Here is a 26,325-nt window from a genome sequence, read left to right as displayed (position 1 = left end):
ATACCAAATTTCTAGAAAGTTTTGCTTCTGTACTTAGTCCAAATTGGAAAAACTTTGATTTGTAGATTTGTAGGTTGAGTTGAAGTATAAAAACCAACAAAGCAGTAAATAGACTAAGAAAAAAATTAGAATCTGTGCAACAAACAGCACAGATTTTTCTAACTGAAAGTGTTATTTATAAGTAAATCAAAACTTAGATTTTTTCACCTTCCCCCATAAACTAATTTATATTTTGACTATTTTTTTCTAACAACAATCAAAATCATTTTGACAAATTAATAAAATTGGGGATTACTTTTACAGGATGCTATTTTCCCAACTTCTATGCAAATTTGTCAAAATCCCAATTGTTCCAACCCCTTCAACCCGAAAACCGCTACATATTGTCTCAGTTGTCAAGAAAATAACTTTGGAGAAACCCTAAGAAATCGTTACCGGGTTTTGAGGTTATTAGGTGAAGGTGGATTTAGCAGAACCTACGCTGCTGAAGATGTAGATAGACTGAATGCACCTTGTGTAATTAAGCAATTTTTCCCCCAAGTTCAAGGAACTGGACAACGTGCTAAAGCTGCGAAATTTTTCAAAGAAGAAGCTTTTAGATTGTATGATTTGGGAGAAAATCACTCTCAAATTCCGCGACTTTTGGCTTATTTTGAACAGGGTTCTAGCTTATATTTAGTGCAGGAATTTATAATTGGTAAAACTCTTCTAGAGGAACTACAAAATCAAGCTTATTCTGAAACAGAAATTAGGCAACTTTTAGCTGATTTATTACCAGTTTTGGATTTTGTTCACAAACATAATGTCATTCACCGTGATATTAAACCAGAAAACATTATTCGTCGAGATAGTGATAAAAAACCCGTATTAATTGATTTTGGAGGTGCAAAACAAGTTACTCAAACTAGTTTAGCTAGACAAGCAACTGCTATTTATACTCTTGGTTATGCACCAATAGAACAAATGGCCGGTTTTGCTTGTCAAGCAAGTGATTTATATGCTTTGGGTGTAACTTGTGTACGGTTATTAACTCAAGATTTACCATTTCAGGATGATTATGGACAACTTCAAGATCATCTTTATGATGCTATGAATGCTAAATGGTTATGGACAGAAAGATTGCAAATCAAAAGAATTAATATTAGTCAAGAATTAAGGCAGATTCTAGATAAATTACTCCAACATTTTGCTAATGATAGATATCAGTCAGCAATGGATATTTTAGATGATTTAAACTCTCCTAAATCTCCCGTAGTTATCAAATTTTCTCCCTTTACTCAACAAGCATTAATACCACCACCTCCCGAACTTCCTGCAAAAATTACTGTTCCCTTACCTCCCTTATACAATTTCGATTTTTATGTGATTACTGTAGATACTTCTGGGAGAGAAGTTAACAGAGATAGACGCAATACTAAATATTTTGCAGAAGAATTAGGCAGAAATACAACTTTGGAAATGGTATCAATTCCTAGTGGACATTTTATCATGGGTTCTCTCAGTTGTGAAGGTGATGATGATGAACGTCCTCAACATCAAGTTATAGTTCCACCATTTTTTATGGGAAAATATCCTATTACACAATTACAATGGAGAACGGTAGTAGCTTTACCTCAAATTAAACAACCATTGCACCCCAACCCATCAAAATTTAAAGGTGCAAATTTGCCAGTAGAAAATGTTTCTTGGTATGAAGCTGTAGAATTTTGTGCAAGATTATCCGTCAAAACTGGAAGACAATATCGTTTACCCAGTGAAGCTGAATGGGAATATGCTTGTCGTGGGGGAACTACCACATCTTTTCATTTTGGAGAAACAATTACTTCCGATTTAATTAACTGTAGTGGTAGCGATACTTATTCTGTCGAACCTAAAAGTAGATTTCGTAAAGAAACAACAAATGTTGGTTATTTTGAAGTTGCTAATGCTTTTGGTTTATATGATATGCACGGTTTAGTCTGGGAATGGTGTGCAGATTCTTGGCATAATAATTATCATGGTGCACCTACAAATGGTAGTGTATGGGAAGATGGAGGTGATAAACATCGTCGGGTTTTAAGAGGTGGTGCATGGAATTTTAGCGCTGAACTTTGTCGCAGCGCTAGTAGAAGTTGGAATGAAGCAGATGGTGGTTTAAGAATTTGTGGTTTTCGGGTAGTATTTTCTGGTTAAAATGGTAGAAATTAACCACTTATTAAAAACACCTGAAAACCCAATTTCATCTGCTTTATTAATTGTTGCTTTAGATTAGTGTCGTAGTACCTAATTAATCTAAATTAAATTCCACAAACTCCGGTAATCCTGGATATATCATATTTCGATCTACGGCGGAGAAGATCTTATTATTAGTATCAGCAGAATGTAAACAGCGACAAACTAATTGGGCAACATCCGCACGATGAATAGTACCAACAATTCGATGATTTTCGGTAATAATTCCGTTGTTGGTTGCCGGTTCTGATTTTAAACCACCAGGACGAATAATTGTATAGTTAAGTCCGCTGGAAATTAAATATTGTTCGGCTTTTTCCTTTTCAATTAAAACTGGTTTGAGAACTTCTAAAGCTTGAGGAGGTAAAGCTACAACACTATTACCACTACCGATAGAAGTCACCAAAATAAACTTTTGAACTCCTGCTTTAATTGCCACATCAATGAGGTTTTTATTGCCAATATAATCAGGTTTAATATCATCCGTAGGTAAGCCTCCTAATGTACTGATAACAGCTTTAATAGGTTCATTTCCTAAAATTGCCTGTTCAACATCAGTTATATTTAAGGCATCTCCTAAAGTTGGATGAATACCCATTGCTTTTAGTTCCATAGCAGCGGATTCTGTTCTTAAGAGTGCCTTAACCTGAATTTGTTGTGCTGTCAAATATTTAGCGATTTCTTGACCAACACCGCGACTAGCACCAGCTAGAAAAATGTAAGATGAGATTGACATAATTAGTCTACAAAAAAGATACTATGTTTATATTTAGCACAAAACTGTCATTTTAAAATGGAACTATTTCAAATACAAAAGTACCAATTAGACGTTCATCAATATAAACTTCTATTTGATGTTTACCCAAAGGATCTCCAGGAGAAATAGTCCAAAAATTTTCAATTACACCATTAATAGGTATTACTGTGCGCTGAGAAATCGCTGTTTTTCCATCTGCTGATATTGAGAAATTTTTATGATCTTCTGTTATCCAAGTTTCTGGATATTTTGGTAAGGTCAAAACTTCACGCCATTTTACTTCACCTTGATAGTTATCAATTGTAATTCTCCAACCATAAGCATCACCTTCTTTTAAGGGAACTTTAGTTGTTGGGAAAAAATTGACCTTTCCTGATGAATTAATTATCCTAACCCCAAATTCACTTTTATTAACGAATATTTGCTGATTAATAATTGACTGATTATCATTTATTGTCCTAGCAACTAAAGCCATTACAGGCTTATTAACAACTGGATCTATCATGGGAAATATCAAAGACAACGAAACCAATAAAACCCGAGAATTTATAATTTCCATAAATTTTTTCTGGTAAATAAGTAGGATATAAAATTTATATATCCTACTTAAAAAAGTGTTTTTGGCAATAGTTAATCTTCGTCAAGTGCAGGTAAAATTTCTTCAAACTGCCATAATTGCTCCTTATTTTCCAGAAACCAAATTCGAGTTTCTGTAGTTAACTTACCCCAAATAAAATCAACAGGAACATGGGGAGAAGCATATTGAAATTCTTCACCAAGAATTCTGAGATTATCCTCTATATTTTGAGGAATACCAAAATCTTCCCAATTAATTCTGACATTTCTACCAGTAACCCCCGCAGTCGGATCAAAAATTAATTGTGCGGCTCTAATTAGGTCAGCAAAGTGTTGTGGTTTCAGTCCAATTAGTTCTTGGATTTGAGGTGACTTTTGAGGTTCTTGAGACATTTTCGCTGGAGTTGTGTAAATGTGCAATTTAAAGAATTTACTACCAGAGATGACCCCACTAGCTCCATTTTAGCTCAGAAAATTCTCAGAAAATCAGTATTCTCAGATTAATTATTTAATTCCTGTTAAAGCTGTAACTGCGACTACAGATATTAGCATTTGATCATTTTTATCGTTGACAATCAGCATGGTTAAACTTCAACTACTATAACCATACTGATAATATGCGCGTTTTTACTATAAAAATACCTGCTACTTGCTGCTTATTAGTGTTTTATTAGCTACTATTTGCCAGGGTTTATATTTAACTAGTGTTCAGTCAAGAAAGTGTCACTCTCTACACTAGCTATTTCACTTTAAAAGAGATATCTTTAGTGAATGCAAGGAGTGATACCAATTCACTTTATATTTGTTACAAGTTCCTTAGCACTATTTATACTTTTTGTTATCTTAGTTGCGGGTTTTAAATGTCACAAAAATAGTGAATTGGTAAAAAGTTATACGGGGAAACGCTTGGGTTAAACAACTCAGGCGTTTTTTATATGTAAAATAGTTACATTTGCATAAGTATTATTAACTTAATTGTGTCTAATAATACAGTTTAGTTTTATATGGGCAAAAATTTTGATGGTCACAAAACGCCAATCAATAACTTAGGAAGTATTGTGGAGATAGAGGTTTTGTGGCTTAATTAGATATGGAAACTGAGGAACTAAAACGGCGTTATCTTGCAGGTCAAAGATATTTTGTTTCTGCTAATTTAATCAAAGCTAAATTAATTAATGTCTATTTACCAGGAATTAATTTATGGGGAGCAGATCTAAGCGAGGCTAATTTAGCTAAGGCTAAACTTTGGGGAGCAGATTTAAGTAGGGCAAATTTAGCACAGGCAAATTTAACTAGAGCAAATCTATCTGGTGTCAATCTCACTGAAGCGAATCTGCGAGGTACTAAACTGCATTACACTAAATTATATGGAGCGAATTTACATGGTGCATATTACGATGAAAGCACGAAATTTCCTAGAAATTTTGATCCTGTTAGTCACAATATGCAAAAGTTGTAATTAAGCTGTTACGCCGCTAAAGTTAATAATCCTAAAATAGTTAGGGCTTGTGGTGCGGGCTTCTTGCCCGCTAGACTTATACAAGTCAAATGCACAGCAGCTTAATTAGGAATCATCATTATTAAATAGACCATACACCGAACTGCGCGGTACTGGTAACGGTACAGCCAATAAACTCAAATTGAGAACATGACCACCTACAACTAAATAAACAGGTTCACAAATTCTCCCTAATTGTCGAACTAAAGCCCCCAGACGGTCACGGAATTTGCGCCCCAGAGGATAAGCTGGAACTACACCCCAACCAGTTTCTTCCGCCACAAATATAATATCAGCCTCAACTAACGGTAAAATATTTAAGAACTCTATTATTCTATTTTCCCAATCTAGATCATCATCTTCCAGAAAATTAGCCACCCAAGTTCCTAAAGAATCAACCAACAGGCAAGTATTCGGCTGAGATTGAGCTAAAGTAGCAGTCAATTCTACAGGTACAGAGAGAGTTATCCAATCTGGAGGACGGCGCTGTTGATGTTTTTGAATCCGCTGCTGCCATTCTAAATCATCTGGATTTTGTCTAGCTGTGGCAATGTACACCACAGTTTTTTGCGAGTTTATTGCCAAATCCTCTGCCCATTCACTTTTACCAGAACGGGCTGCACCTGTCACCAAAATCACTTTACTCATCATATAATGTTTAAAAAGGAAGAATACACAAGTTAAATAAAGTATCCCCACGGGAAAGCCAACTAAATTTACCAATTTGAGAAAAATTCCGTCTGTGGTTCTGAATTCTTTCTTGGCCAAGACCATAAATTCTAGGATATTTTTATGAAAGCAGGACTAAAACGAATAGAGGCCACGCTACATGATTTGAAAACTCGTAATGATGATACCATCACAGAAATAGGTGAGGAAACAAAACGCTCTTTCTCCTTTCGCATTAGTGTTCGTCCCCAGGAATCTACAGAAAGTTCTCAAGGTAGGGAAGAAGTCCATAATACCAATTTAGATACAGATCAAGAAAGTTCTGTAACTGCAGAGGAAATAAATTTTCCTCACCATGATTCAGTCCCAGTTTTTCCGTCCCAAAGGAATGGAGAAAAAACCCCAACTCTTCCCAAATTTAAAACTCCTTCCTTTAGTAATCATCGTCACTGCGCTAATCCAGCGCTGGCCATGAATATGCTCCAAGAAATTCAAGAAAAAGTTGCGAGCTGGCAGATAGAACTGCAAAAAATAGTACAGCAAATTCAGAATATTTACTTGGAAGGACAAATTATTGATGGTTGGTTAGAATCTAATGTCCAAGAATCAGAAACAGTTGGAACAGCTACTCTCCGCCATGCTGAAGTAGCTCGGTTAATGAACTATATAGAAGAAATTTGCGCCAATGACGAAAAAGAATCATCTAAAATGCTACATACTGACTATAAACTATGTGGATTAGATGCGGTTGGTCAGGTATGGTCGCGCCCCTGTCCTGTCGAACAAGTCCCTAGTGTGAGTATAGCGATCGCTCGTCACCAAAGATTACGACAATTGTTAGGAAGAAAACAAAGCATAGAAAACCGTTTGAGTCAATTAGCGGAAACCTTAGTTATGTTGCATAGTTATATCCAGCAAGGTTAAAACTATGACAGCCAAAAATGACGGAAAATGCAGTAGACATGAAATAAAAACTATGCTATAATATTGGTAGACTGTGAAATTTTATCCACAAAAACCATGCAGCTTAAACGCTGGGAGTCCCCACGTCAAGAAGGCAGAAACGACAAAGGCCGAGGTGGTTCTGCGAGAAAACGGCAACTAAAAAAACAAAGACAGATGCTCAGAAAGAAACTCAAAGAAAATCAACAGCCAAATGATCATCATAACAGCAACGGGGGAAAAGTTCAACTTTCCCCTATTTTTTGGCCTTTTTTGCCAACAAATTTATCAATCATTGCTCATGTTGGGTTTTATGCTTCAACCCAACCTACAAATCAAGGCTTTTTCCAATTTAGACAAGGTATTCTTAACAGAGAGCTTTATTTATGCCATTAATTAACTATAGCACATTAATTAATAAAAACCGGGGAACTTTAACGCTACCCGGTTTATTCGTGTAGAGTAATATTAATTACCCTAACCCTTAGGGTGCTAAATTAAACTTTAGCAGCCGCTCTCATTACTAATTCGCCCTTAGCATACTTAGCAGCAAAATCTTCTAAAGAAACTTGCTTAATTTTGCTTGCATTACCAGCAGTACCGAATTGTACATAACGGTCAGCACAAACCTTTTGCATATATTTAATAGAAGGCTTGAGGAAGTGACGAGGATCAAATTCCTTAGGATTAGCAGCCAAAGCTTCACGCACAGCCGCAGTAATCGCTAACCGATTATCAGTGTCAATATTTACCTTGCGTACACCACTCTTAATACCTTTTTGGATTTCTTCCACAGGTACACCGTAGGTTTCAGGAATTTCGCCACCATATTGGTTAATTAGGGCCAACAAATCTTCAGGTACAGAAGAAGAACCGTGCATAACCAAATGGGTATTAGGTAAACGACGGTGAATTTCTTCAATGCGGCTAATAGCTAAAATTTCGCCGGTGGGTTTGCGGGTAAACTTATAAGCACCGTGACTAGTACCGATAGCAACAGCCAAAGCATCTACTTGAGTTGCTTCTACGAAGTCAACAGCTTCATCGGGGTCAGTTAATAGTTGAGAATGGTCAAGAGTACCTTCAAAACCATGACCGTCTTCAGCTTCACCAGCGCCGGTTTCTAGAGAACCCAAACAGCCCAATTCACCTTCAACGCTGACACCCAAAGAGTGAGCGACGTTGACAACTTCGCTGGTAACTTTAACATTATATTCAAAGCTGGCAGGAGTTTTAGCATCAGCTTCCAAAGAACCATCCATCATGACACTGGTGAAGTTGTTCTTAATGGCTGAGTAGCAGGTAGAAGGAGCATTACCATGATCTTGGTGCATGACAATGGGAATTTCCGGGTAGGTTTCTACAGCCGCCAAAATCAGGTGGCGCAAGAAGTTCTCCCCTGCATAATTACGAGCACCGCGAGAAGCTTGTAAAATCACAGGACTGTCTGTTTCAGTCGCGGCTTTCATGATTGCCTGAATCTGCTCCAAGTTGTTAACGTTAAAAGCGGGAATGCCATAACCGTGTTCAGCAGCGTGATCCAATAGCAACCGCATAGGTACAAGCGCCATATATATTCCTCCTAATTTGGGTATCAGCTGATCAATTTAATAGAAGCGTAATCTTTATTTTAATGTAATTTTTACGCTCATCTTCAGGTTTCTTTCAACTTACAGAAAATTATAACTAGTAGTGGTTGCCTATTTAGAAAAACTTTGTAGACTGACATGATCGATCTATGTAAGAATTAAGTTAATTCAATACCAAGTATTGGAGCGGGCCTAGGGCTAGGTTATATATAGGATTAAATCAAGGATCAGGAGAAATTGATGAATAGTTGTATTTTAATGGCAGAAATTTACGATGATCCCCAACTGCGTCATACACCAGATGGGTTAGAAATTACGGAAATGATTGTTCATGTAGCGGGAGTAAAACCGGATGATCCTTCCCACCCTTTAAAAGTCGTAGGTTGGGGAAATTTAGCTAAAGAGATTCATCAAAGTTATCATCAGGGCGATCGCGTGATCATTGAAGGACGCTTAGGCATGAATACAATTGATCGTCCCGAAGGATTTAAAGAAAAACGCGCAGAATTGACAGTCCAAAAGATTCACGCCATTGGACAGGGTAATTATACCAGTTCACCAGCAGCAGTGATGAGAACCACATCGGTCAATGAACCGCCCGCAGCACAGTCAAACTATGTCCCTACGAATAATTATGAATCAAACCACCCGCAATCAGCCCCAGTTACCCAGGTAGCAGCCTCTCAACCGACATACCAACCCCCTGCACCTGTTCAGTCTCCATCCCCTGTAGGAGTTGGTCCAGAACCAGATCCAGATGATATCCCATTTTAGTCAGCAAGGGATGGGGTAGTTAATTGCTCTAATATGAAGGTAAGATAGCATAGTGGGGTTAATCGTATTCAACTGCGATATCAAATACTTAACCGCTCTATGCCTTATTTGGGGCTATATACGGCTAATTATCCCATAATTGTCGCTATATTGGTGAAATTATCCAAAGAGAGATAACTGGTAAATTTACACAATGAAATAAATATTTATATTTTTAAAATAGTATCTGTATTTTCAACTAACCGCAAATATCCTATACTGAACTTGCCTGTGAACTGCTGAATATCCCATTTCTGTACTTCTGAATTCCTAAAATTATGGCGATTATCTCCTCCAAAAAACAGTCTCCAGAACCTAATGGAGAAGCAAAAAAACAACGGGAATTAGCCAAAGTACCTCCCACAGAAAATCTGTTACAATCAGCGGCTGCTATTAATGAACAAGGAAAACCAGAAGAGAGTATTCGTCCTCAACGATTTGCTGATTACATTGGCCAGAAGGATTTAAAGGATGTTTTAGATATAGCGATTAAAGCGGCTAAATCTAGGGATGAAGTTATGGATCATTTGCTATTGTATGGACCTCCAGGTTTAGGGAAAACCACAATGGCCATGATTTTAGCGTCAGAAATGGGGGTAAATTGTAAAATTACCAGCGCTCCAGCTTTAGAACGACCACGGGATATTGTCGGGTTATTGGTAAATTTGAAACCAGGCGATGTGTTATTTATAGATGAAATTCATCGTTTATCACGGATGACAGAGGAGATTCTGTATCCAGCAATGGAGGATTATCGTTTAGATATTACCGTGGGTAAGGGTCCTAGCGCCAGAATTAGAAGTATAGCTTTATCTAAATTTACCTTAGTGGGTGCGACAACTCGCGTCGGAGCTTTAACTTCTCCTTTACGCGATCGCTTTGGCTTAATTCAAAAGTTGCGTTTTTATGAAGTGGAGGAACTGACAAGGATTGTTATTCGTACCGCTGAATTATTACAAACCGCAATTAAACTAGATGGAGCTACAGAAATAGCTAAACGTTCACGAGGAACGCCGAGAATTGCGAATAGATTACTAAAACGAGTCCGTGATTATGCGGTAGTAAAGTCCTTTGCGGAAATTAATGAAACTGTAGCAGCAGAAGCATTACAACTATTTCAAGTTGATCCCTGTGGATTAGATTGGACAGATAGAAAAATGCTCAGTGTAATAATTGAAAACTTTAATGGTGGTCCGGTAGGTTTAGAAACCATTGCTGCTACCACTGGGGAAGATACACAAACCATTGAAGAAGTTTATGAACCGTATTTAATGCAAATAGGTTATTTAAGTCGGACACCAAGAGGGAGAATAGCGACTAAAGCAGCATATCAACACATGGATTTTAAGCCTCCTAATGAGCAATTATCATTACTCTAGAGGATAGACAAAAGGAAAATTCTTGACTCCCTAATACTTACTTATGAGTTAAAATATCATTGAAATCACACAAATAATTGAATATATGGCCACAAAAATATCTGATCAACTATACCCAAAATTGACTCAAATATTTGCTACAGTGTCATTAACAGCCTTAGCAAGCCTTGCGTCCATGGGTCAACCTAGTTACGCTGGAAGTAATAAATTCTATTGTGCCGCAGAAGGTGGACAATATTTCACCTTTACCCGTACAGAAGACGGTCAAAACCGTAAGATTATGGGTTGGATATCAAACCAGTTTCCATTAAAATATAGCCCTAAAAAGCGATGTCAGGAAGTATCAAGAAGATTTCAAAGAAATTACGATAATGGTACACTGAAAAAAATCGCCTCTGGAATAGTCAACAAGGAAACTGTAATTTGTTCTGGAATTGACTCTAACACAGTCTGTAACTCCGGCAATTTACTATTTACCCTCAGACAAGGTACAAATGGTAGAGAGGTAGCTAATAGGTTATTTAATCGTCAAGCTCTAGCTGGCGCTGAAATTATGAATCAAAATTCTAACACTGATGATATCATGTTTGATTTTGATACTTACTTAAATAATTTACCAGCGGAGCAAAAATAAACTATACATCTTTTCAAGTTGTCAAATTTTACAATTATCAAATTCATCACCTGTGTTAGTGGTTTGTGTTTACTAGTACCCAATTTAAGCCTAAATGCTAGTATTTATACCAGGGATACTCCCATAAACCAACCACTAACCCGACTTTCTCCAGCACAAGTAAAACAACAAGCAACAGATATTACCGTTAAAATCCTGTCAACGGAGTTTCTTGGCTCAGGAATTTTACTTAGGAAAAATGGCAATATTTACACAGTATTAACAAACGCTCATGTTTTAGAAGCAGGTCAAAGTCCTTACAACATAGAAACGCCAGACAGGAAAATACATAAAGCCAAAGTATCTAAAAAAATGAAGTTTGGTAAATATGATTTAGCCATGTTGGAATTTTCTAGTAGTACAATTTATGCAGTAGCAAGTATTGGGACTCAATCAAAAATAGGAGATAAAGTATTTATTGCGGGTTTTCCCGCTTATGAATCAGAAAACACAGTTAAACAGTTCACATTCACAACAGGTAGAATAGTGCTAGTTCTAGAAAAAGCCTTAGAAAGAGGATATCAAATAGGATATACAAACAAGCTGGAAAAAGGTATGAGTGGAGGACCATTATTAAATGAAAATGGTCAATTAATCGGTGTTAATGGAATGCACGCTTATCCATTATGGGACGTTCCCTCAGTATTCATAGATGGTACACCAGCAGATGAAAAACTGCATCAACAAATAGTCCGTTTAAATTGGGCTATAGCTATAGATAAACTCAAACCTTCTCCATAGTCAACTTCCTTTTTAGGTGTTTGTATGAACTATAAATACACTATTCCCACACTATTTATTTTTACGTTTTTTACCATAATCCAACCAACTACAGCTAAGAATTTATCATGCAATAAAGAAGTAGATGAAATAGCCCAAAAAATCACGGTTTTAATTGATATTAATAATAAAGATAATGGTTCGGGAATTTTAATTAAACAAGAAGGTAATACTTATACTGTTCTCACAGCTTTTCACAATGTTAAAAATCCTAGTTTAAAATACACCATTATCACCCCCGATCAACAACGTTATCCCATTCAGAACCAAAATATTCAACCACTGGGAACAGGGATAGATTTAGCTGTGGTGAAATTTGTTAGTAGTAAAACCTATCAAGTAGCTAAATTTGGTAATTCTGACTTAATAAAACGTGGGGATAATGTTTATGTTACTGGGTTTCGTCTTTCCACCCCTAGTATTCCTGCACCGCTTTATGATTGCTTTGATGGACAAGTTTCCGCTCATGCTACTCAAGTAACCATAGATGGTGGTTACAATTTAGTTTATACCAATCCCACCCTCAAGGGCATGAGTGGCGGACCAGTGTTAAATTCAGAAGGTGAGTTGATAGGTATTCATGGCAGAGGTGATGAATATGACAATAGGGAAAGAGATAGATTTGCTGGTATTCCCATTAATATCTATGTGCGGATTGCAGCAAATACCCCTCCTAATAATCCTAGTCCCACAAATGAATCTACACCTGCCATATTTCAAAATTTAGAAGCATTGTTAAAAGCAGGAAAATGGCGAGATGCAGATTTAGAAACTTGGAACTTGATGGTAAAGTTAACTAAACGAGAACAGAAAGGATCGTTAAGACTTGAAGATGTGAAAAATTTTCCCAGACAGGAATTGCGGAAAATGGATCAATTATGGGTAAAATATAGCAACGGTAAGTTTGGCTTTTCTGTACAAAAGCAAATTTGGCTGGACTTGGGTGGTAAATTAGATGGTGAACCCGACTGGGATACTTTTAAGAAGTTAGGTGATCGCGTCGGTTGGAGAAAAAATAATGAATGGCTCTACCACGATAGTTACACCTTTAGTACAAACGCACTACCAGGTCATCTCCCTACTGGCCGGCAGGCGTTTGGCAAGAGTTTTTTGTATGATTTGGGACGGGGCTGGGTTGTGTGGACGGGCAGTGGAATTTTCCTCTTCCATAGACTATAACCCATAAGCGTTACACAAGATTATAAGTATTTCTTATCAAAAAATAAACAACCGATTTCTTAGGCTTTGGGTAGTATGTTAATTTTGTGTGTTTTGGAGCGATTTCCTGGGAAATTATTGGTGTTACCGTAGTTTACACCGAAAGCATCTGTTCCAGGCACTTTCTCATAAAAATATGCGACACATTTTGTGCATGAAGTCTTATGGGATAAGGGATTCAGAATTAACACACTAGGCTTTGGGGATTTCATTACCTGTTAGGCAGTTTGTAGTATACCTGTAGTAAATTCGTAGTTTGGGGTTGAGGTACAAAATCCAACATCAGCGTCGCCTCTTAAGCGGGCTTTTAGGTTGGGTTGAGGTACAAAACCCAACCTAAACGTCGGGTTGCGCTGTTGCTTAACCCGATCTACAAAAAATAGATAAAGTATTACCTAATACAGAAATGATTGATTAAATAGGCATAAGACAACACCTAAAAAACCTAGTTTATAGGTTGTCAATAATAAGAATAATTTTGCAGAAACTCCCCAACATGATGAGGATTGTAACAATTAGCAAAGATAAACTTTTCCGCAATCTTGACTATTTCAGGATTTCCCTCGTTCCCTGGCTCTGCCGGGGAATGCTCACAGGAGGCTCTGCCTCCATTATATTTCCCTCGTCCCTGCCGGGGAATGCCCACAGAAGGCTCTGCCTCCACTATATTCATTGTATTTGAGGCAGAGCCTCAAACTCCCATTCCCAGCCGGAGTCTGGGAACGAGTTCAAAATAATATTGATATTATAGATTAATTTAATCAATCTGTAATGATTTTATCATATCTTGTACAGGTTTGATCAACTTATCATAATCATCTATGGGTGCAGTATAGGTAATTAAATAGGCTTGATTTTTTCTTAAAGTCATAACATACATATTTTTGATTTTTTGTTGTTCATTTTTACCAGTGACAATTATTTTTTGTCCTGTTTGATTTGCGATAATAGTTGAACTTTTTTCTATGATATTTGATGATTCTAGGTTACTTTTGATCATCTTCTCCTGGTCTTCCCCGTAATTTTCTAAAGTTCCCGAATATTGAGAACTACTAATAATCAATCTAGCTTTTTGTTGAGGTTGAATAAATGTAACTATTTTACCAATACCAATGACAGAGATAGGAGTTTCGTCCGCGAACCAACATTCAGGATATTCAATTTCTATATTATGTTCCTGATTTTTATAAGTTGCTAATTTTCCATCACATTCAGAAATAGGACGGTTTAAAAATGCAATTATTCCCATGATTATGATTAATCCTAAAGGGGCAATTTTCAGGAGTAAATGATAAATTTTAGGTGGTATTAATGGACTTTTTATAGATATTTTTTGTAATGCTGTTAATACTTCTGTGACTGTCTGATAACGGTATTTATGATCAGATTTGACCATTTTATCTAAAATGTCTGCCAGTTGATCACTAACTTTGATTTTACTATAATAACGCCAACTTATTTCGTAGTTTTTATTATTGTTATCATTATTTATATCTTTACCCTCTATTTCTGTAAGTGCTTGAATTGCAATCATTCCTAGAGCAAAAATATCACTATTAAATTCTGGTTGACCTCGTCTTTGTTCTATTGGTGTATATCCTTCAGTACCAAATCTTGTCGGATTATGATTAGCATTTTCTTGGTTAATAATTTGTTTATTACCAATTATTTTAGTATCATCTTCTTGATGATTAACTTCTTTGACAGGTTTAACAATTCCAAAATCAATAATAACTATTTTATCATCTTCTCGTCTCATAATGTTACTTGGTTTTAAATCACGATGAATTACACCTTCACCATGAATATATTCCAATACTTCCAGAATATCTTTTAATAATTTAATAACAAATGCTTCACTGATATTAGCAGTAGTAGATGTAGGTGGTAATTCCTTTGTTAAATCATATCCTTTAATAAATTCTTGAACTATGAAAAACTGTTGATTTTCCGTAAAAAATGCCAAAAGTCTGGGTATTTGTGGATAGTTAAGTTTTTGTAAAACTCCTGCTTCTCGTTCAAACAATTCTTGAGCTTTTTGTAATTGTTCTGGTTGTGTAGTTAATGGTGTAAAATGTTTAACCACACAAACAGGAGAACCAGGAAGTTGGGTATCTTTTGCTAAATAAGTAGTTCCAAATCCACCCTGTCCCAACTTTCTAGTAATATAATAGCGTCCGCCTATAGTTGCACTTATCATCAAATTCACCCCTCCGTCTTACTCCCCAGACTCCCGACTTCCTAGAGAAATCAGGAATCTTAAAGATATAAAAATACTGAATTTGGTCTAAACTCCAGTTTGCTAATAATAACTAATTATTGGTAACAGGAGCGAAAATATCTTCATAGGTCGGGAAAATTTCAAATACTAAATCAAGCTGGGTAAGCTCCAAAATCAATTTAACCGGAGCTTTGACACTGCAAAGGACTAAGCGACAACCACTTTGACGCGCTGTGGTAAGTCCCTTAACGAGGGGAACTAACCCAGAACTGTCCATAAAATCAACGTCTGATAAGTCTATAACCCAGAGTTGGTGGTCTTGAGGCTTAATTTCAGCCATCTGTTCACTTAATACTGTACCACTATCTAGGTCTATACTACCTTGGGGTTTAAACAAAACTACTTGGCGTTCTTGTGTAAGAGTCATAAATTTAACCGAGTATTTGAAACACAAAAGGAACAGAAAACTGATATCAATACTGTTGATAATTCAACCCCATAATAGATATTTTCGCAAATTTATCTGCATTAATAGCAGTGGGGTTGAGAAAATTATTCAGTAGTTGTATCGTATAATTTGTAGATCTTTCTTTGTAGTATAAGCATTATTTCCGGTTAATTTCGGTAACAAACTTATCATTATGTTAATTATATATATAAAACTGAAAAATGATAAGTTGTTGTTGGGGTTTAATTGACACTCTCACCAAAAGCAAGCAAAGATATGTACAGGTAAAAACTTGTAAACTTGGTGGTAACAGATGTCTTTTGAGCTAATTTCACTAGAAAACATCCAAGAAATTGCTCATAATTACGGTTATTTAGCGATTTTTTTGGGAATATTGCTAGAAAATTTAGGTATTCCTCTTCCTGGGGAAACAGTAACCATTGTTGGTGGTTTTTTAGCTGGTAGCAATGAATTAAATTATTGGCTGGTTCTTGGTAATGCGGTGGGAGGGGCTGTCATTGGTGGTAATTGCGGCTATTGGATAGGTAGGGTGGGTGGTTGGCCTTTTCTGCTCCAAGCTGGGAAGATTTTCCGCATTTCAGAGGTACGACTGTTGAGTATTAAGGAGCAATTTACGGAAAACGCTGCTAAGGCTGTATTTTTTGGGCGATTTTTTGCTTTATTGCGAATTTTTGCTTCACCACTAGCAGGGATAGCGGAAATGCCCTTTGGTAAATTCCTGATTTATAATGTAGCTGGGGCGACTGCGTGGGGTAGTGTCATGGTGACTTTAGCTTTTTTTGCGGGGAGAATTATTTCTCTGGAACAATTGGTGGCCTGGGTAAGTAAATTTGCAATTTTGGCGTTACTTATCTTAGTTGCTGTGATTTTTGTCCCAATTTGGTTGGAGTCCCGCGAAGTGAAGCAGCAAACGGAAGATTAAAGAATTAATGGTCAGGTTAAGCAGGTATTTTATCTGCTTGACTATACTAAATTAGGTATTTTCTATGATTTGAATTTCCTCTGGTGTTAATTCATAAAGTTGATAAACTAGTTGATGTATTTCTGTTTCTAATGTGGTTGTATATGCTTTTGGATCTGATTTTTTAGTGGTGAGAATTTGATCAAGAAGGGAAGTTTGCTTGAGGAATTGGGATTTGTCCAAAGTATTTCCAAATTAATTGAAATCCATTTTGAATAGCGGTACAGTATTTTGAAATTAGCCACCAACCCATTTTTGAATTGAGAATAAACAAAGTGTGGTGTTCTAGAGGAGAATTAGTCAAGCGGTTTTTGGGTTCTTATCGAAATTTTAGATCTTTTTTATCAGGTGGGTATTCCCCACCTAATTATTCACTAAATCAGCAAAATATCAATTATTCAACTGTTACCGACTTAGCCAAATTTCTCGGTTGATCAACATCCAAACCCCGCCGCGCCGCAATATGATAAGCTAACAATTGCAACGGTATAACTGTGAGAATTGGTGAGAGAATTTCCTCCACTTCCGCAACCGGAATTAAATCATTAAATGTCTCCCCCGCTTCATCATCTTTAACAGATGTTACCCCAATTAAACGAGAATCCCTGGCTTTAGCTTCTTGAGCATTAGAAATCACCTTTTCATATACATTACCAGGAACAGCGATCGCTACCACAGGAACTTTAGCATCTAATAACGCAATTGGTCCATGTTTCATTTCCCCCGCAGGATAACCCTCCGCATGAATATAGCTAATTTCCTTTAATTTTAAAGCCCCTTCTAAAGCAATAGGAAAATTAATTCCTCTCCCAATAAAGATAAAATCTTTTGTCTCTGAAAAATCATGTACCAAACGTTCAATATAACGTTCTTGAGTTTCTAAAATCGCTTCAATTTCCCCCGGTAATTCCCGTAAACCCGTGAGAATTTCCTCAAATCTAACAGAATTAATCTCATGACGACGATAAGCCAAATCTAGCGCCAAAGCATAAAAAGCCATCAATTGCGCTACAAAAGTTTTCGTCGCGGCCACACCAATTTCAATTCCCCCATGAGTATTGATAATATTTGTAACCATATTACCCAAACTACTTTCCGGGCGATTCGTGATTCCTAAAAGTCGCGCTTGATACTTAGTCTCTTTTCCCTGTCTTCTTTCCTTCTCCATAGACAAAGCCGCCAAAGTATCAGCAGTTTCTCCCGACTGAGTTACCCCGATAGTTAGAGTGTTAGGCGTTATCGGTGATGGTGCATACCTAAATTCAGAAGCATATTGTACCTGAGTGGGAATTTTTGCCAATTGCTCTAATAAGTATTTACCCACTAATGCCGCGTGCCAACTCGTACCACAAGCCACAATTTGAATTTGTTCTAAATCTGCGTAAAATTCGCTACTTAAACCCAAGTTTACTGGTGATTGTTCAGTATTTTCTCTCTCTTCCGTAGAAAAATAAGCCTCCAAACAATCCCGTACTACCCCCGGTTGCTCATAGATTTCCTTGAGCATAAAATGTTTGAATCCCTGTTTTTCTATCATAATAGGATTCCAGTTCAGGGTGCGGGGATGCTTTTTCAAGCGGTTTCCAGCAAAGTTATACACCTCCACCCCCAAAGAAGTCAAACGAGCGATTTCCCCGTTTTCTAGGGTCAATACAGAGCGGGTATAGGGAACAATTGCTGGCGTATCTGAAGCACAGAAAAACTCACCTTGGCCAAAACCAATCACTAAAGGCGCTTGTTGACGAACTACAATCATTTCATCAGGATAGTCAGCAGAAATAGTCGCAATAGCATAAGCCCCTTCTAACTTACTTACAGCTTCCCTCACCGCGTCTAAAAACACAGAATCAGAACCTTGATGATCAGAAGAATGCTTTAAACATTCAGCAATTAAATGGGGAATTACTTCTGTATCTGTTTCTGAACGGAATATGTGACCTAAAGCCTTTAAATGTTCTCGTAACTCTCGATAATTCTCAATAATACCATTTTGCACTACTGCTATTCGCAGCGCCGTATCTAAATGAGGATGAGCATTGTACTCTTCAGGTTTACCATGAGTTGCCCACCGGGTGTGACCAATACCAATTTGGGCAGGATTTGCGATTTGTTCCAGTTTAGAACGCAAGTTGAGTAATTTACCCTTAGCCCGTACACAATGCACGTCACCTTCCAAAATAGTGGCAATTCCTGCCGAATCGTAACCCCTATATTCTAACTTCTCCAGACCAGCCAGTAAAATATTTGTTGCCGCCTGAGTGCCTATATATCCCACTATTCCGCACATTGCTTAAACCACTCCAATGACAGGATGATTAAATTTTAAGTATAGTTGCTGGAACGAATAAGTCACTTTAACAAATTGGTCAGTGGTCAGTGGTCAGTGGGTAACTTCTTCCTGAAAACGGACAACGGACAAAGAACAACTGACAACTGACAAAGAACAACTGACAACTGACAAAGAACAACAAAAATGCTGAGGAATGAGAGAAGAATCTCAATATTTCTCCTATTCTCACTCCCCAGCACTAAACTACCAAGAATTTAGAAATTTTAGAAACTTAAAATTCTTAGTAAGCCAAGCCCATACTGCGAGTTGTTTCAGCGCCTAAATAAACGCGAATGCTCAAAAAGTCGGTGGGGCAAGCTGTTTCACACCGCTTACAACCTACACAGTCTTCAGTGCGGGGAGACGCAGCCACTTGAGCAGCTTTACAGCCGTCCCAAGGAACCATTTCCAGTACGTCAGTGGGGCAAGCGCGAACGCATTGTGTACAGCCAATGCAGGTGTCGTAGATTTTTACGGTATGAGACATTGAAAAACTTCTCCTCTTGGGTGTTCTTCTAGAATGAATGACAAAATCATAATCAAGGCATAGTTTACCCCAGGGCTTGATAGCTTGTAAGCAAAAGGCTACATAACTTTAAACAATGTAATAGACACTTTGGACAATTTATCTACTAATATCCCTCTGATTCAGTCATAATCAGCAACATAGACATCAAGTGTTTACCTAAATCACCCTCTCCCATAGATGCCGATTTGTAAAGATATGTAAACTAATCGTAATTTTCCTAGAAGTTATCTACAATACCTATAATTAATAATCTATATATTTGTTCAGATAATTGTCAAGTTATAATCAAATATTAAACAATCTATAAAAACATATAAATTATTATATGTATTGACAAAACACGCTTAATCTTATTTAGATAAGATCTAGGTTATAGCAAAAACATCCTAATTAGTGATCAGAAGCTCAATAACTAAATTCAGATAACATATTATGGAGCTAAATTCCTTACCCACAGAGGTAATTTTAACACATCCGCGTCAATCTCTTGGTAAACTACAGCTTGATTGGACACCCCAACCGGGTAACTATCTTGATTTTGAGGGAAAAACTTATGCAGTCTTAGAGCGTTGTCATAGATACCAGCTTAAAGGAGGACGCTATAGATTACATCATATCGCCATTTACGTACAAAAAGCTCAAAGACCGGAAGAAAAAAGTTTAGTAGAGGGACGTTGGGTTATAGGTGATGCTACCTGTAATTATAATGCTCTTTCAGAAATTATTCGTTGTGCAGTTAACCCAGAAGGTCCCTGTAAATCCTGCCGCTTCTATGAAAATTAGTCAGTTGTTGGTTGTCAGTTGTCAATTGTAATTATCCATTACCAATTACCTCACCGACAGTTAACCGAGTCCCATTGACAAAATCCCATCCTGACTGGGGACGTTTACCCATTAGCTGTACTTCTTGCAGCAGTAATAAACCCACCCCTGTTTGGACAATTGCTCCCAGTCCTTTAGTAATATTAACTACCTCTCCTGGTCTGCCGGATATAGTTGATAAGTTGGGTATTTTGTTGATTTTTTCCTGTAACTGCCCTGGTAATTCTTGAATATAGGCGGTATCTAGGGGAACAGTAGCAGTGATTTTTAATGGTTGGTGGCGAAAAGTTGTGGTACAGTGGGGATAAAAGCCGCGGATTTGATTGTGTAATTGGACGGCACTTTTTGCCCATTCTAAATTATAGTCTGGCTTTTGAATCAAAGATGCGTAAGTGGCTTTCCCATGATCTTGGGGAATTGGTGTGATTTCTCGACGCTCTAGTTTATACAGAGTTTCTATGAGTAAATCTGCACCAGAGATAGCCAACTTTTCAGCTAAAATCTGAGCATTATCTAGTAATTGAATTGGTGTAGTTACTTTTAGGAGCATATCCCCTGTATCCATGCCCTGATCCATTAAAATAGTTGTAATTCCCGTTTCTGTTTCTCCGTTATACATACTCCACTGAATTGGTGCTGCCCCTCGATACTGAGGCAAAATAGAACCATGTACGTTAATACAACCGAACTTGGGTATATTTAATATCTTCTGAGATAAAATTTGTCCATAGGCAATAACGACAAATACATCTGCTGCCATCTGCTTGAGTTGTGTTAGGATCTCAATATCTTTTTTTAATCTTTCGGATTGCCATACTGGGATATGATGATCCATAGCTAGGGCTTTAACTGGTGAAGGTGTTAGTTTATTCCCTCGTTCTCGACGTTTATCCGGTTGGGTAACTACGGCAATTACCTGGAAATCCTTATTTTCCAAGAGTTTTTGTAAAGTAGGGACTGCGAAATCAGGAGTACCAAAAAATACTATTTTCATTAGTTATTAATCATTAATTAGGAGTTATGAGTCATTAATCAATGGTAAGTGTGTCCTATATTGTTGACAACTAAGATACCTAAAGTATACGTAAGATAATGTTGAGCATTTTTGATTAGAGGAAGTGAATTTTCACATTTTCAATGATATAGTGTTTAATGTTGGTTGAAAGAAAAAGCCTCGATAAACTATAACACCTTAGGTAAGTTGGTGAGACTATCCCCGTTCCCGTCTACCATTAATGAGTTTAGTGTGTCTGGCCGTGTTTTGCAGTTAGCTATTTCTAGTCCAGATTAAAATTATTCGATAATTGCCTAAGTTGTCAATAAAGTGTGCTTGCTTAATCGCACAATTTGCTAATGTAAGTTGTTGTGTGTTTGGTTACTAGCATTGCTCACTTATAAACTTTATTTTGGGATGATCCAGAATGGCAATTATTAACATATATAAATCTACTGTTAACTTTAATTCTTTGCTTTTGTATATTTTGTAAAAATTATGAGGAGGTAAATAGTGACACAAAAACTTTTGTAAAATAATGCAAAATTTAAATAAATATCTGTTAAAGCTTTTGGTTTTTTAATATACAATAATCATGGCTTTTTCTTGTTCATATCCTGTATAAATACTGCCCGCACTTAGCAAATACCTGTAGAGAGTCTCATCATGTTTAAGCCCCTTTTGGTGCCAGGATGGTTTCGTGTTCAATCATTTTTTAAGTATACTGCCATTGTCATTGTAATTTCACCTTTGGCAGGAATGTCTCTTCATGCTACTTTAGCAAAACAATTAAAATTAGTAGATAATGGACGATCTAATGCAAAATCGGCAGAAATTGCTAATACGAAGAAATTAAATTTACAATTTGCTCAAGTTGATTCTCACACAGGAAAAATATCTGTTGGGGAAGGAATACAGACATCATCAACTAAGATTATTTCAGGGACAAAAAGAGAAGGTTCTTATCTGGAGAATCATGCTGTTGGCGAAATTGTACCATCAATTAATATTGAACAAATTCAAAGCCAAAAATCTATTGATATAGTTAATCTAATTCCAAAATTAAAAGATGGGAGAGAGCAGACTGATTTAAATTCTCCAGAAAGTGGGAATTATCAATCTCAAGAATTAACAACATTAATAGTAACTCCTAAAAACGGAGAAATACCTGTTAGTGAACAGCCAAATGAGTCAGACATGAAACAAACTGATCCTATAGGTAGTCCCCATCCTATACCTTGGCAATGGATTATGTCCACTCAGGAAGCGATTGGTGGCAAGGGTAATTCTGGTATCCGCTATTACCGAAGTATCCCCGTACTTTCTCCTGATGGCAAATATGCGATTTATAGCCGGGTGCAAATGGAAATCAAGCCGGAAATGCACAATAGCCGAGTTAATAGTGTGTTGTTTGTGGAGGATAGAGAAACTAGACGGTTAAGGGTGATGTCATCAACTGGTGCAGTGATTGATCCCCTATTAAAAAAACGTCCAAGTTTGTCAGCAGAGGCGGATAATGATGGTAAGATTGAGGTATTGGTGCCTATTAGCTGGTCTGAAAAGGGCGATCGCTTTCTTGTACGTAAATTTGTGGCTGTTTTCAATACAGCAGATGTCACGGATCAGGCTGTAATTTGGAATCGTCAAGAGAATAATCTTAGTGTAGTTCATCCTTCGCAATCACAAGATGATCACGAAAAAATAGATATTTTACTAGGTTGGAGTAAAAAGCAGCCTAATAATATATTGTTCCGTTCTGGTGAACTAGGTCAAGAAAATTGGCATTTGTTACAAGTAGCTAATGATGGCAAAACTGTAGATATCTCAGCGGAAGGAGATCAGGCGGTAACTTTTGGTAGAAAGGGTAGTATCTGGGTAGATCCAGAAGTTGTTTCTCGATCATCGTTATAGCAAGGCAAGAGGTAAGAGTAAAAAGTTTTAAGCGATTTTACGGTTCTTTACACAAGTTAGTTTTATTGTGTTAACCCACTTACTCAAAATTGCTTATATCGTTTCCCGGTCTAAGGTCAATAATTTAAATGTGGCAAAATAGGTCGTAATAACACAACCAATCTTTAGGTAATGAACTTAAATAGTAGGAAATACTAAACGCGAATATTGCTAAAACTAGGGGAACTACCGTGGTAAATTCTAACTTACCTCCTTTAAATATTTCTAAGCAAGAGATAACGATGACTATAGGCCATAAGATAGTGCTAATAACAAACATGATAAAGGATAAAAATTTATCCTCTGGAGAAGATGTAGGGTTACGGAGAGAAAAGGTTAACCAATTGGTAAGAAAATAGGCAGTCATCAGGACGTAGCTAATAACTAAAGTTGATTGGATTTGATTCACTACACTTGCTCCTTTGATGATATCAATTTTCAAAAATATATCTATTTTAGGTTAATAAGCTATCATACTCGATTTAGAACTGAATTTTAGAGAATGATAATTGTACTTATTAATGTTAATTAGAGGTTGCTGAAAAAGTTGTCTGTGAGGGTGGGGAACAATCAACAGTTTTAGCTATCTGATGATATTCTCAAATTTGGTATATCATGAATATCAAAAAAATGTCAAGTAGAATGCAGCATTTGATGCTCTCAAATTAAAGTAATTTGAGATTGGATAATATGGTAATATTTGAATTTAAGTGTATTTAGTGATCTCTAAATTGAATGTCGAAAATCTTTCCCCGAACTCCGAGTAGAGTCAGGAATGACAAAAAAGCGACAACAATAAATTTATATATTGGGAATTTGAGGATGGTAATTAGAAGGAGTCCGATAACTATAACCGATGTAAGAATCTTTTTGAATGTCTTGTTTAATATTGTCAAAATCAATAAATTCATCAGCTACATCAATTAGGTGATTCCTATGGCGCGTTTGACTATCGCTAGTTGTTGTTTGTAAACCAATTACTTCTACTCTAGCGCCCAGATTACTAACTGCATGAACAGCATAGGCCAGATCTCCATCTCCGCTGACTAAGATAGCTGTGTCATAATAGGGTGCTAAAGTAATCATATCCACAGCAATTTCAACATTTAGATTTGGTTTTTTGTAATTGTCCACTACTGCACTCATATCTTTAGTAACTACACGATAACCATTACGACGCATCCATAAAAGAAATCCTTGTTGTTTTTCGTTACCACTATCTATCCCTGTATAAAAGAAAGCGCGTAATAATCGAGAAGTTTTGGTTAAACGACAGAGTAATTTTACATAATCAATTTCAATTCCCGATTGTAATGCGGCATGAAATAAATTTAACCCATCAATAAAGATTGCAACTCGACCACGATTGTCATCTTCATTAAAACTAATATTATTAGCAGGGTTGGGTTCTTTACCTTTAATACTGCCTTTAATGGTTGGACTTTGACAATGAGATTTTTCCTTGAGGTCTTTAATTTCTTTATATTCGGTTGTTTTTTTGCTAAGATCATCAAACTGCATTGAGGCCTCTAAATATTAAAGTCGGGGTGTTGTTGTGGGTAAATTGACAATAGCTGAATTTAAGTAGATTTTAGTCAATTATTCTAGATAAATACGATATTTTGCCATTTACCTGCATATACTTTACACAAAATAAGTAATTTTAGACAAGATCTTTTCCCAAAAGAGTGAAATACAATCACACTGTAAAGGGGGAGGGGCTTGAGAAGATAGTTCAAGTGCTGTTATAGTGTACAATTAATTGATTAAACCGTATATACAACATGGCTACAAAAATCCCTGTTACTGTCATCACAGGCTTCTTAGGAAGTGGTAAAACGAGCCTAATCCGTCACCTCCTCCAAAACAACCAAGGACGACGCATAGCAGTATTAGTCAACGAATTTGGTGAACTGGGGATAGATGGTGAGTTATTGAGATCTTGTCAAATTTGCCCGGAAGATGAAACAGAGGCAAATCCAGAAACTAATATATTTGAACTGACGAATGGCTGCTTATGCTGCACCGTTCAAGAGGAATTTTACCCGACAATGCGGGAATTAATTAAACGCCGAGATAGTATAGATTATATTATCATTGAAACCTCTGGTTTGGCCTTACCAAAACCTTTAGTAAAAGCCTTTCGTTGGCAAGAGATTCGTAATGCTGCTACAGTAGATGCTGTAATTACTGTAGTAGATTGTGCTGCTGTTGCTGCGGGTGCATTTGCTAGTGATTTGGATGCGATCGCTGCCCAACGTCAAGAAGATGATAGTCTAGAGCATGAAACACCATTACAAGAATTGTTTGAAGATCAACTTGCTTGTGCTGATTTAGTAATTTTGAATAAAACTGATTTAGTTGATAGTGAAACTCAAGCACGAGTCCTAGAATTAGTTAAGAATGAATTACCGAGAGTTGTGAAAATCGTCTCTAGTGATTATGGTAAATTAGACCCATCTATATTATTAGGATTTGCAGCCGCAGTTGAAGATAATTTAGATTCACGTCCTAGTCATCATGACACGGAAGAAGACCATGATCATGATGATGAAATTAACTCAACTCATGTCATTTTAGACCGGACATTTGACCCCGAAAAGCTACAAGCAACATTGGAAAAACTGGCACAAGAACAAGAAATTTACCGTATTAAAGGGTTTGTGGCTGTTACGAATAAACCCATGAGGTTAGTTATGCAAGGTGTAGGAAATAGATTTGATAAATTTTATGATCGTCCTTGGAAACCAGAAGAAACAAAACAAACCAGTTTAGTTTTTATCGGTCGTGGTTTACAAGCTTCGGAAATAGAATCTCAATTAGTAGCTTTGTAATATAGCAATTTAGTTTTAGGGAACAGGTAACAAATTGGTGTGTACTTTATTAGAGTGGGAAACGATATATATAGCATTCCTATTTGATTTTTGAATATGCTAGATCCAGGT

26 protein-coding genes are annotated in these 26,325 nt (G+C 36.8%); 13 read left to right on the top strand and 13 right to left on the bottom strand.

Annotated features, from left to right (window positions below; genetic code table 11):
- The first annotated feature begins 324 nt into the window (after positions 1-324).
- A complete protein-coding gene (locus tag H6G44_RS10475; protein ID WP_190385710.1) occupies positions 325-2,172 on the top strand; it encodes a bifunctional serine/threonine-protein kinase/formylglycine-generating enzyme family protein in 1,848 nt (615 codons plus the stop codon).
- A gap of 94 nt (positions 2,173-2,266) precedes the next feature.
- Here H6G44_RS10475 and H6G44_RS10470 read toward each other — a convergent pair whose 3' ends face one another.
- The 3 genes from H6G44_RS10470 to H6G44_RS10460 form a co-directional block, all read right to left on the bottom strand.
- Positions 2,267-2,947 (bottom strand): SDR family oxidoreductase, encoded by a 681-nt coding sequence (locus tag H6G44_RS10470; protein ID WP_190385709.1) that lies wholly within the window; start codon positions 2,945-2,947, stop codon positions 2,267-2,269.
- 52 nt (positions 2,948-2,999) lie between these two features.
- Positions 3,000-3,527: a hypothetical protein gene (locus H6G44_RS10465; protein ID WP_190385708.1), complete on the bottom strand. Its 528-nt coding sequence runs from the start codon at positions 3,525-3,527 to the stop codon at positions 3,000-3,002.
- 71 nt (positions 3,528-3,598) lie between these two features.
- The gene (locus tag H6G44_RS10460; protein WP_190385707.1) at positions 3,599-3,937 is read right to left on the bottom strand and encodes a hypothetical protein; all 339 of its coding nucleotides are present in this window, start codon (positions 3,935-3,937) and stop codon (positions 3,599-3,601) included.
- Between the two features lie 697 nt (positions 3,938-4,634).
- On the opposite strand from H6G44_RS10460, the gene H6G44_RS10455 reads away from it, so the two are divergent.
- Positions 4,635-5,003 (top strand): pentapeptide repeat-containing protein, encoded by a 369-nt coding sequence (locus H6G44_RS10455; protein WP_190385706.1) that lies wholly within the window; start codon positions 4,635-4,637, stop codon positions 5,001-5,003.
- 105 nt (positions 5,004-5,108) lie between these two features.
- Here the strand turns inward: H6G44_RS10455 and cobU are convergent, their stop codons facing one another.
- On the bottom strand, positions 5,109-5,690 hold the full coding sequence (gene cobU / locus H6G44_RS10450) for a bifunctional adenosylcobinamide kinase/adenosylcobinamide-phosphate guanylyltransferase (RefSeq protein WP_190385750.1): 582 nt from the start codon (positions 5,688-5,690) through the stop codon (positions 5,109-5,111).
- Between the two features lie 144 nt (positions 5,691-5,834).
- Between cobU and H6G44_RS10445 the strand changes: the two genes are divergently transcribed.
- Positions 5,835-6,635, top strand: coding sequence for a hypothetical protein (locus H6G44_RS10445; RefSeq protein ID WP_190385705.1), 801 nt, complete (start codon positions 5,835-5,837; stop codon positions 6,633-6,635).
- Positions 6,636-6,731: 96 nt separating this feature from the next.
- Positions 6,732-7,049, top strand: a complete 318-nt coding sequence (locus tag H6G44_RS10440; RefSeq protein WP_190385753.1) for a hypothetical protein — start codon at positions 6,732-6,734, stop codon at positions 7,047-7,049.
- 101 nt (positions 7,050-7,150) lie between these two features.
- On the opposite strand, the gene fba is transcribed toward H6G44_RS10440, so the two are convergent.
- Positions 7,151-8,224 carry a class II fructose-bisphosphate aldolase gene (gene fba / locus H6G44_RS10435; RefSeq protein WP_190385704.1) on the bottom strand — a complete coding sequence of 358 codons (1,074 nt, stop codon included), beginning with the start codon at positions 8,222-8,224 and terminating at the stop codon, positions 7,151-7,153.
- A 258-nt stretch (positions 8,225-8,482) separates the two neighbouring features.
- Between fba and H6G44_RS10430 the strand changes: the two genes are divergently transcribed.
- The 5 genes from H6G44_RS10430 to H6G44_RS10410 all read left to right on the top strand — a co-directional run bounded on the left by H6G44_RS10430 (position 8,483) and on the right by H6G44_RS10410 (position 13,066).
- The gene (locus H6G44_RS10430; RefSeq protein WP_190385703.1) at positions 8,483-9,016 is read left to right on the top strand and encodes a single-stranded DNA-binding protein; all 534 of its coding nucleotides are present in this window, start codon (positions 8,483-8,485) and stop codon (positions 9,014-9,016) included.
- A 317-nt stretch (positions 9,017-9,333) separates the two neighbouring features.
- A complete protein-coding gene (gene ruvB, locus H6G44_RS10425; RefSeq protein WP_190385702.1) occupies positions 9,334-10,434 on the top strand; it encodes a Holliday junction branch migration DNA helicase RuvB in 1,101 nt (366 codons plus the stop codon).
- Between the two features lie 85 nt (positions 10,435-10,519).
- Positions 10,520-11,068, top strand: coding sequence for a COP23 domain-containing protein (locus tag H6G44_RS10420; protein ID WP_190385701.1), 549 nt, complete (start codon positions 10,520-10,522; stop codon positions 11,066-11,068).
- A gap of 18 nt (positions 11,069-11,086) precedes the next feature.
- Positions 11,087-11,848: a S1 family peptidase gene (locus tag H6G44_RS10415; RefSeq protein WP_199291735.1), complete on the top strand. Its 762-nt coding sequence runs from the start codon at positions 11,087-11,089 to the stop codon at positions 11,846-11,848.
- 24 nt (positions 11,849-11,872) lie between these two features.
- Positions 11,873-13,066 (top strand): GUN4 domain-containing protein, encoded by a 1,194-nt coding sequence (locus tag H6G44_RS10410; protein ID WP_190385700.1) that lies wholly within the window; start codon positions 11,873-11,875, stop codon positions 13,064-13,066.
- Between the two features lie 796 nt (positions 13,067-13,862).
- Here H6G44_RS10410 and H6G44_RS10400 read toward each other — a convergent pair.
- Both H6G44_RS10400 and H6G44_RS10395 read right to left on the bottom strand, forming a co-directional pair.
- Positions 13,863-15,305, bottom strand: coding sequence for a serine/threonine-protein kinase (locus H6G44_RS10400; RefSeq protein WP_190385699.1), 1,443 nt, complete (start codon positions 15,303-15,305; stop codon positions 13,863-13,865).
- Between the two features lie 112 nt (positions 15,306-15,417).
- Positions 15,418-15,753 carry an STAS domain-containing protein gene (locus H6G44_RS10395; protein ID WP_190385698.1) on the bottom strand — a complete coding sequence of 112 codons (336 nt, stop codon included), beginning with the start codon at positions 15,751-15,753 and terminating at the stop codon, positions 15,418-15,420.
- Positions 15,754-16,087: 334 nt separating this feature from the next.
- Between H6G44_RS10395 and H6G44_RS10390 the strand changes: the two genes are divergently transcribed.
- Positions 16,088-16,717, top strand: coding sequence for a DedA family protein (locus tag H6G44_RS10390; RefSeq protein WP_190385697.1), 630 nt, complete (start codon positions 16,088-16,090; stop codon positions 16,715-16,717).
- A 51-nt stretch (positions 16,718-16,768) separates the two neighbouring features.
- Here the strand turns inward: H6G44_RS10390 and H6G44_RS10385 are convergent, their stop codons facing one another.
- The 3 genes from H6G44_RS10385 to psaC form a co-directional block, all read right to left on the bottom strand.
- On the bottom strand, positions 16,769-16,939 hold the full coding sequence (locus tag H6G44_RS10385) for a hypothetical protein (protein WP_190385696.1): 171 nt from the start codon (positions 16,937-16,939) through the stop codon (positions 16,769-16,771).
- A 211-nt stretch (positions 16,940-17,150) separates the two neighbouring features.
- A complete protein-coding gene (gene glmS, locus H6G44_RS10380; protein ID WP_190385695.1) occupies positions 17,151-19,043 on the bottom strand; it encodes a glutamine--fructose-6-phosphate transaminase (isomerizing) in 1,893 nt (630 codons plus the stop codon).
- 283 nt (positions 19,044-19,326) lie between these two features.
- The gene (gene psaC, locus H6G44_RS10375) at positions 19,327-19,572 is read right to left on the bottom strand and encodes a photosystem I iron-sulfur center protein PsaC (RefSeq protein ID WP_015080270.1); all 246 of its coding nucleotides are present in this window, start codon (positions 19,570-19,572) and stop codon (positions 19,327-19,329) included.
- A 474-nt stretch (positions 19,573-20,046) separates the two neighbouring features.
- Here psaC and H6G44_RS10370 point away from each other — a divergent pair, with 474 nt between their 5' ends.
- Positions 20,047-20,397, top strand: coding sequence for a DUF6464 family protein (locus H6G44_RS10370; protein ID WP_190385694.1), 351 nt, complete (start codon positions 20,047-20,049; stop codon positions 20,395-20,397).
- Between the two features lie 31 nt (positions 20,398-20,428).
- Here H6G44_RS10370 and fmt read toward each other — a convergent pair whose 3' ends face one another.
- The gene (gene fmt, locus H6G44_RS10365; protein ID WP_190385693.1) at positions 20,429-21,430 is read right to left on the bottom strand and encodes a methionyl-tRNA formyltransferase; all 1,002 of its coding nucleotides are present in this window, start codon (positions 21,428-21,430) and stop codon (positions 20,429-20,431) included.
- Positions 21,431-22,096: 666 nt separating this feature from the next.
- Here fmt and H6G44_RS10360 point away from each other — a divergent pair.
- Complete coding sequence (locus H6G44_RS10360) at positions 22,097-23,341, top strand: hypothetical protein (RefSeq protein ID WP_190385692.1); 1,245 nt, start codon at positions 22,097-22,099, stop codon at positions 23,339-23,341.
- 124 nt (positions 23,342-23,465) lie between these two features.
- On the opposite strand, the gene H6G44_RS10355 is transcribed toward H6G44_RS10360, so the two are convergent.
- Entirely contained in the window at positions 23,466-23,789 is a 324-nt protein-coding gene (locus H6G44_RS10355; protein WP_190385691.1) for a hypothetical protein, read from the bottom strand.
- Between the two features lie 392 nt (positions 23,790-24,181).
- Complete coding sequence (locus tag H6G44_RS10350; RefSeq protein WP_190385690.1) at positions 24,182-24,901, bottom strand: LabA-like NYN domain-containing protein; 720 nt, start codon at positions 24,899-24,901, stop codon at positions 24,182-24,184.
- 263 nt (positions 24,902-25,164) lie between these two features.
- On the opposite strand from H6G44_RS10350, the gene cobW reads away from it, so the two are divergent.
- Positions 25,165-26,214: a cobalamin biosynthesis protein CobW gene (cobW, locus tag H6G44_RS10345; protein WP_190385689.1), complete on the top strand. Its 1,050-nt coding sequence runs from the start codon at positions 25,165-25,167 to the stop codon at positions 26,212-26,214.
- Positions 26,215-26,325: the final 111 nt, after the last annotated feature.

It is taken from the genome of Aphanizomenon flos-aquae FACHB-1287, from assembly GCF_014698755.1.
Lineage (GTDB): Bacteria > Cyanobacteriota > Cyanobacteriia > Cyanobacteriales > Nostocaceae > Dolichospermum > Dolichospermum flosaquae.
The sequence above is the reverse complement of the archived record's forward strand: the minus strand, read 5'-3'. Positions and strand labels throughout refer to the sequence as shown.

What these genes read in the sequence shown, in the direction of transcription:
- H6G44_RS10370 (WP_190385694.1), top strand. Translation starts at nt 20,047, where the DNA reads ATGGAGCTAAATTCCTTACCCACAGAGGTAATTTTAACACATCCGCGT.
- H6G44_RS10400 (WP_190385699.1), bottom strand. Translation starts at nt 15,305, where the DNA reads ATGATAAGTGCAACTATAGGCGGACGCTATTATATTACTAGAAAGTTG.
- H6G44_RS10430 (WP_190385703.1), top strand. Translation starts at nt 8,483, where the DNA reads ATGAATAGTTGTATTTTAATGGCAGAAATTTACGATGATCCCCAACTG.
- H6G44_RS10390 (WP_190385697.1), top strand. Translation starts at nt 16,088, where the DNA reads ATGTCTTTTGAGCTAATTTCACTAGAAAACATCCAAGAAATTGCTCAT.
- fmt (WP_190385693.1), bottom strand. Translation starts at nt 21,430, where the DNA reads ATGAAAATAGTATTTTTTGGTACTCCTGATTTCGCAGTCCCTACTTTA.
- H6G44_RS10465 (WP_190385708.1), bottom strand. Translation starts at nt 3,527, where the DNA reads ATGGAAATTATAAATTCTCGGGTTTTATTGGTTTCGTTGTCTTTGATA.
- cobU (WP_190385750.1), bottom strand. Translation starts at nt 5,690, where the DNA reads ATGAGTAAAGTGATTTTGGTGACAGGTGCAGCCCGTTCTGGTAAAAGT.
- psaC (WP_015080270.1), bottom strand. Translation starts at nt 19,572, where the DNA reads ATGTCTCATACCGTAAAAATCTACGACACCTGCATTGGCTGTACACAA.
- glmS (WP_190385695.1), bottom strand. Translation starts at nt 19,043, where the DNA reads ATGTGCGGAATAGTGGGATATATAGGCACTCAGGCGGCAACAAATATT.
- ruvB (WP_190385702.1), top strand. Translation starts at nt 9,334, where the DNA reads ATGGCGATTATCTCCTCCAAAAAACAGTCTCCAGAACCTAATGGAGAA.
- H6G44_RS10410 (WP_190385700.1), top strand. Translation starts at nt 11,873, where the DNA reads ATGAACTATAAATACACTATTCCCACACTATTTATTTTTACGTTTTTT.
- cobW (WP_190385689.1), top strand. Translation starts at nt 25,165, where the DNA reads ATGGCTACAAAAATCCCTGTTACTGTCATCACAGGCTTCTTAGGAAGT.
- H6G44_RS10440 (WP_190385753.1), top strand. Translation starts at nt 6,732, where the DNA reads ATGCAGCTTAAACGCTGGGAGTCCCCACGTCAAGAAGGCAGAAACGAC.
- H6G44_RS10445 (WP_190385705.1), top strand. Translation starts at nt 5,835, where the DNA reads ATGAAAGCAGGACTAAAACGAATAGAGGCCACGCTACATGATTTGAAA.
- H6G44_RS10455 (WP_190385706.1), top strand. Translation starts at nt 4,635, where the DNA reads ATGGAAACTGAGGAACTAAAACGGCGTTATCTTGCAGGTCAAAGATAT.
- H6G44_RS10460 (WP_190385707.1), bottom strand. Translation starts at nt 3,937, where the DNA reads ATGTCTCAAGAACCTCAAAAGTCACCTCAAATCCAAGAACTAATTGGA.
- H6G44_RS10360 (WP_190385692.1), top strand. Translation starts at nt 22,097, where the DNA reads ATGTTTAAGCCCCTTTTGGTGCCAGGATGGTTTCGTGTTCAATCATTT.
- H6G44_RS10470 (WP_190385709.1), bottom strand. Translation starts at nt 2,947, where the DNA reads ATGTCAATCTCATCTTACATTTTTCTAGCTGGTGCTAGTCGCGGTGTT.
- H6G44_RS10475 (WP_190385710.1), top strand. Translation starts at nt 325, where the DNA reads ATGCAAATTTGTCAAAATCCCAATTGTTCCAACCCCTTCAACCCGAAA.
- H6G44_RS10395 (WP_190385698.1), bottom strand. Translation starts at nt 15,753, where the DNA reads ATGACTCTTACACAAGAACGCCAAGTAGTTTTGTTTAAACCCCAAGGT.
- fba (WP_190385704.1), bottom strand. Translation starts at nt 8,224, where the DNA reads ATGGCGCTTGTACCTATGCGGTTGCTATTGGATCACGCTGCTGAACAC.
- H6G44_RS10350 (WP_190385690.1), bottom strand. Translation starts at nt 24,901, where the DNA reads ATGCAGTTTGATGATCTTAGCAAAAAAACAACCGAATATAAAGAAATT.
- H6G44_RS10420 (WP_190385701.1), top strand. Translation starts at nt 10,520, where the DNA reads ATGGCCACAAAAATATCTGATCAACTATACCCAAAATTGACTCAAATA.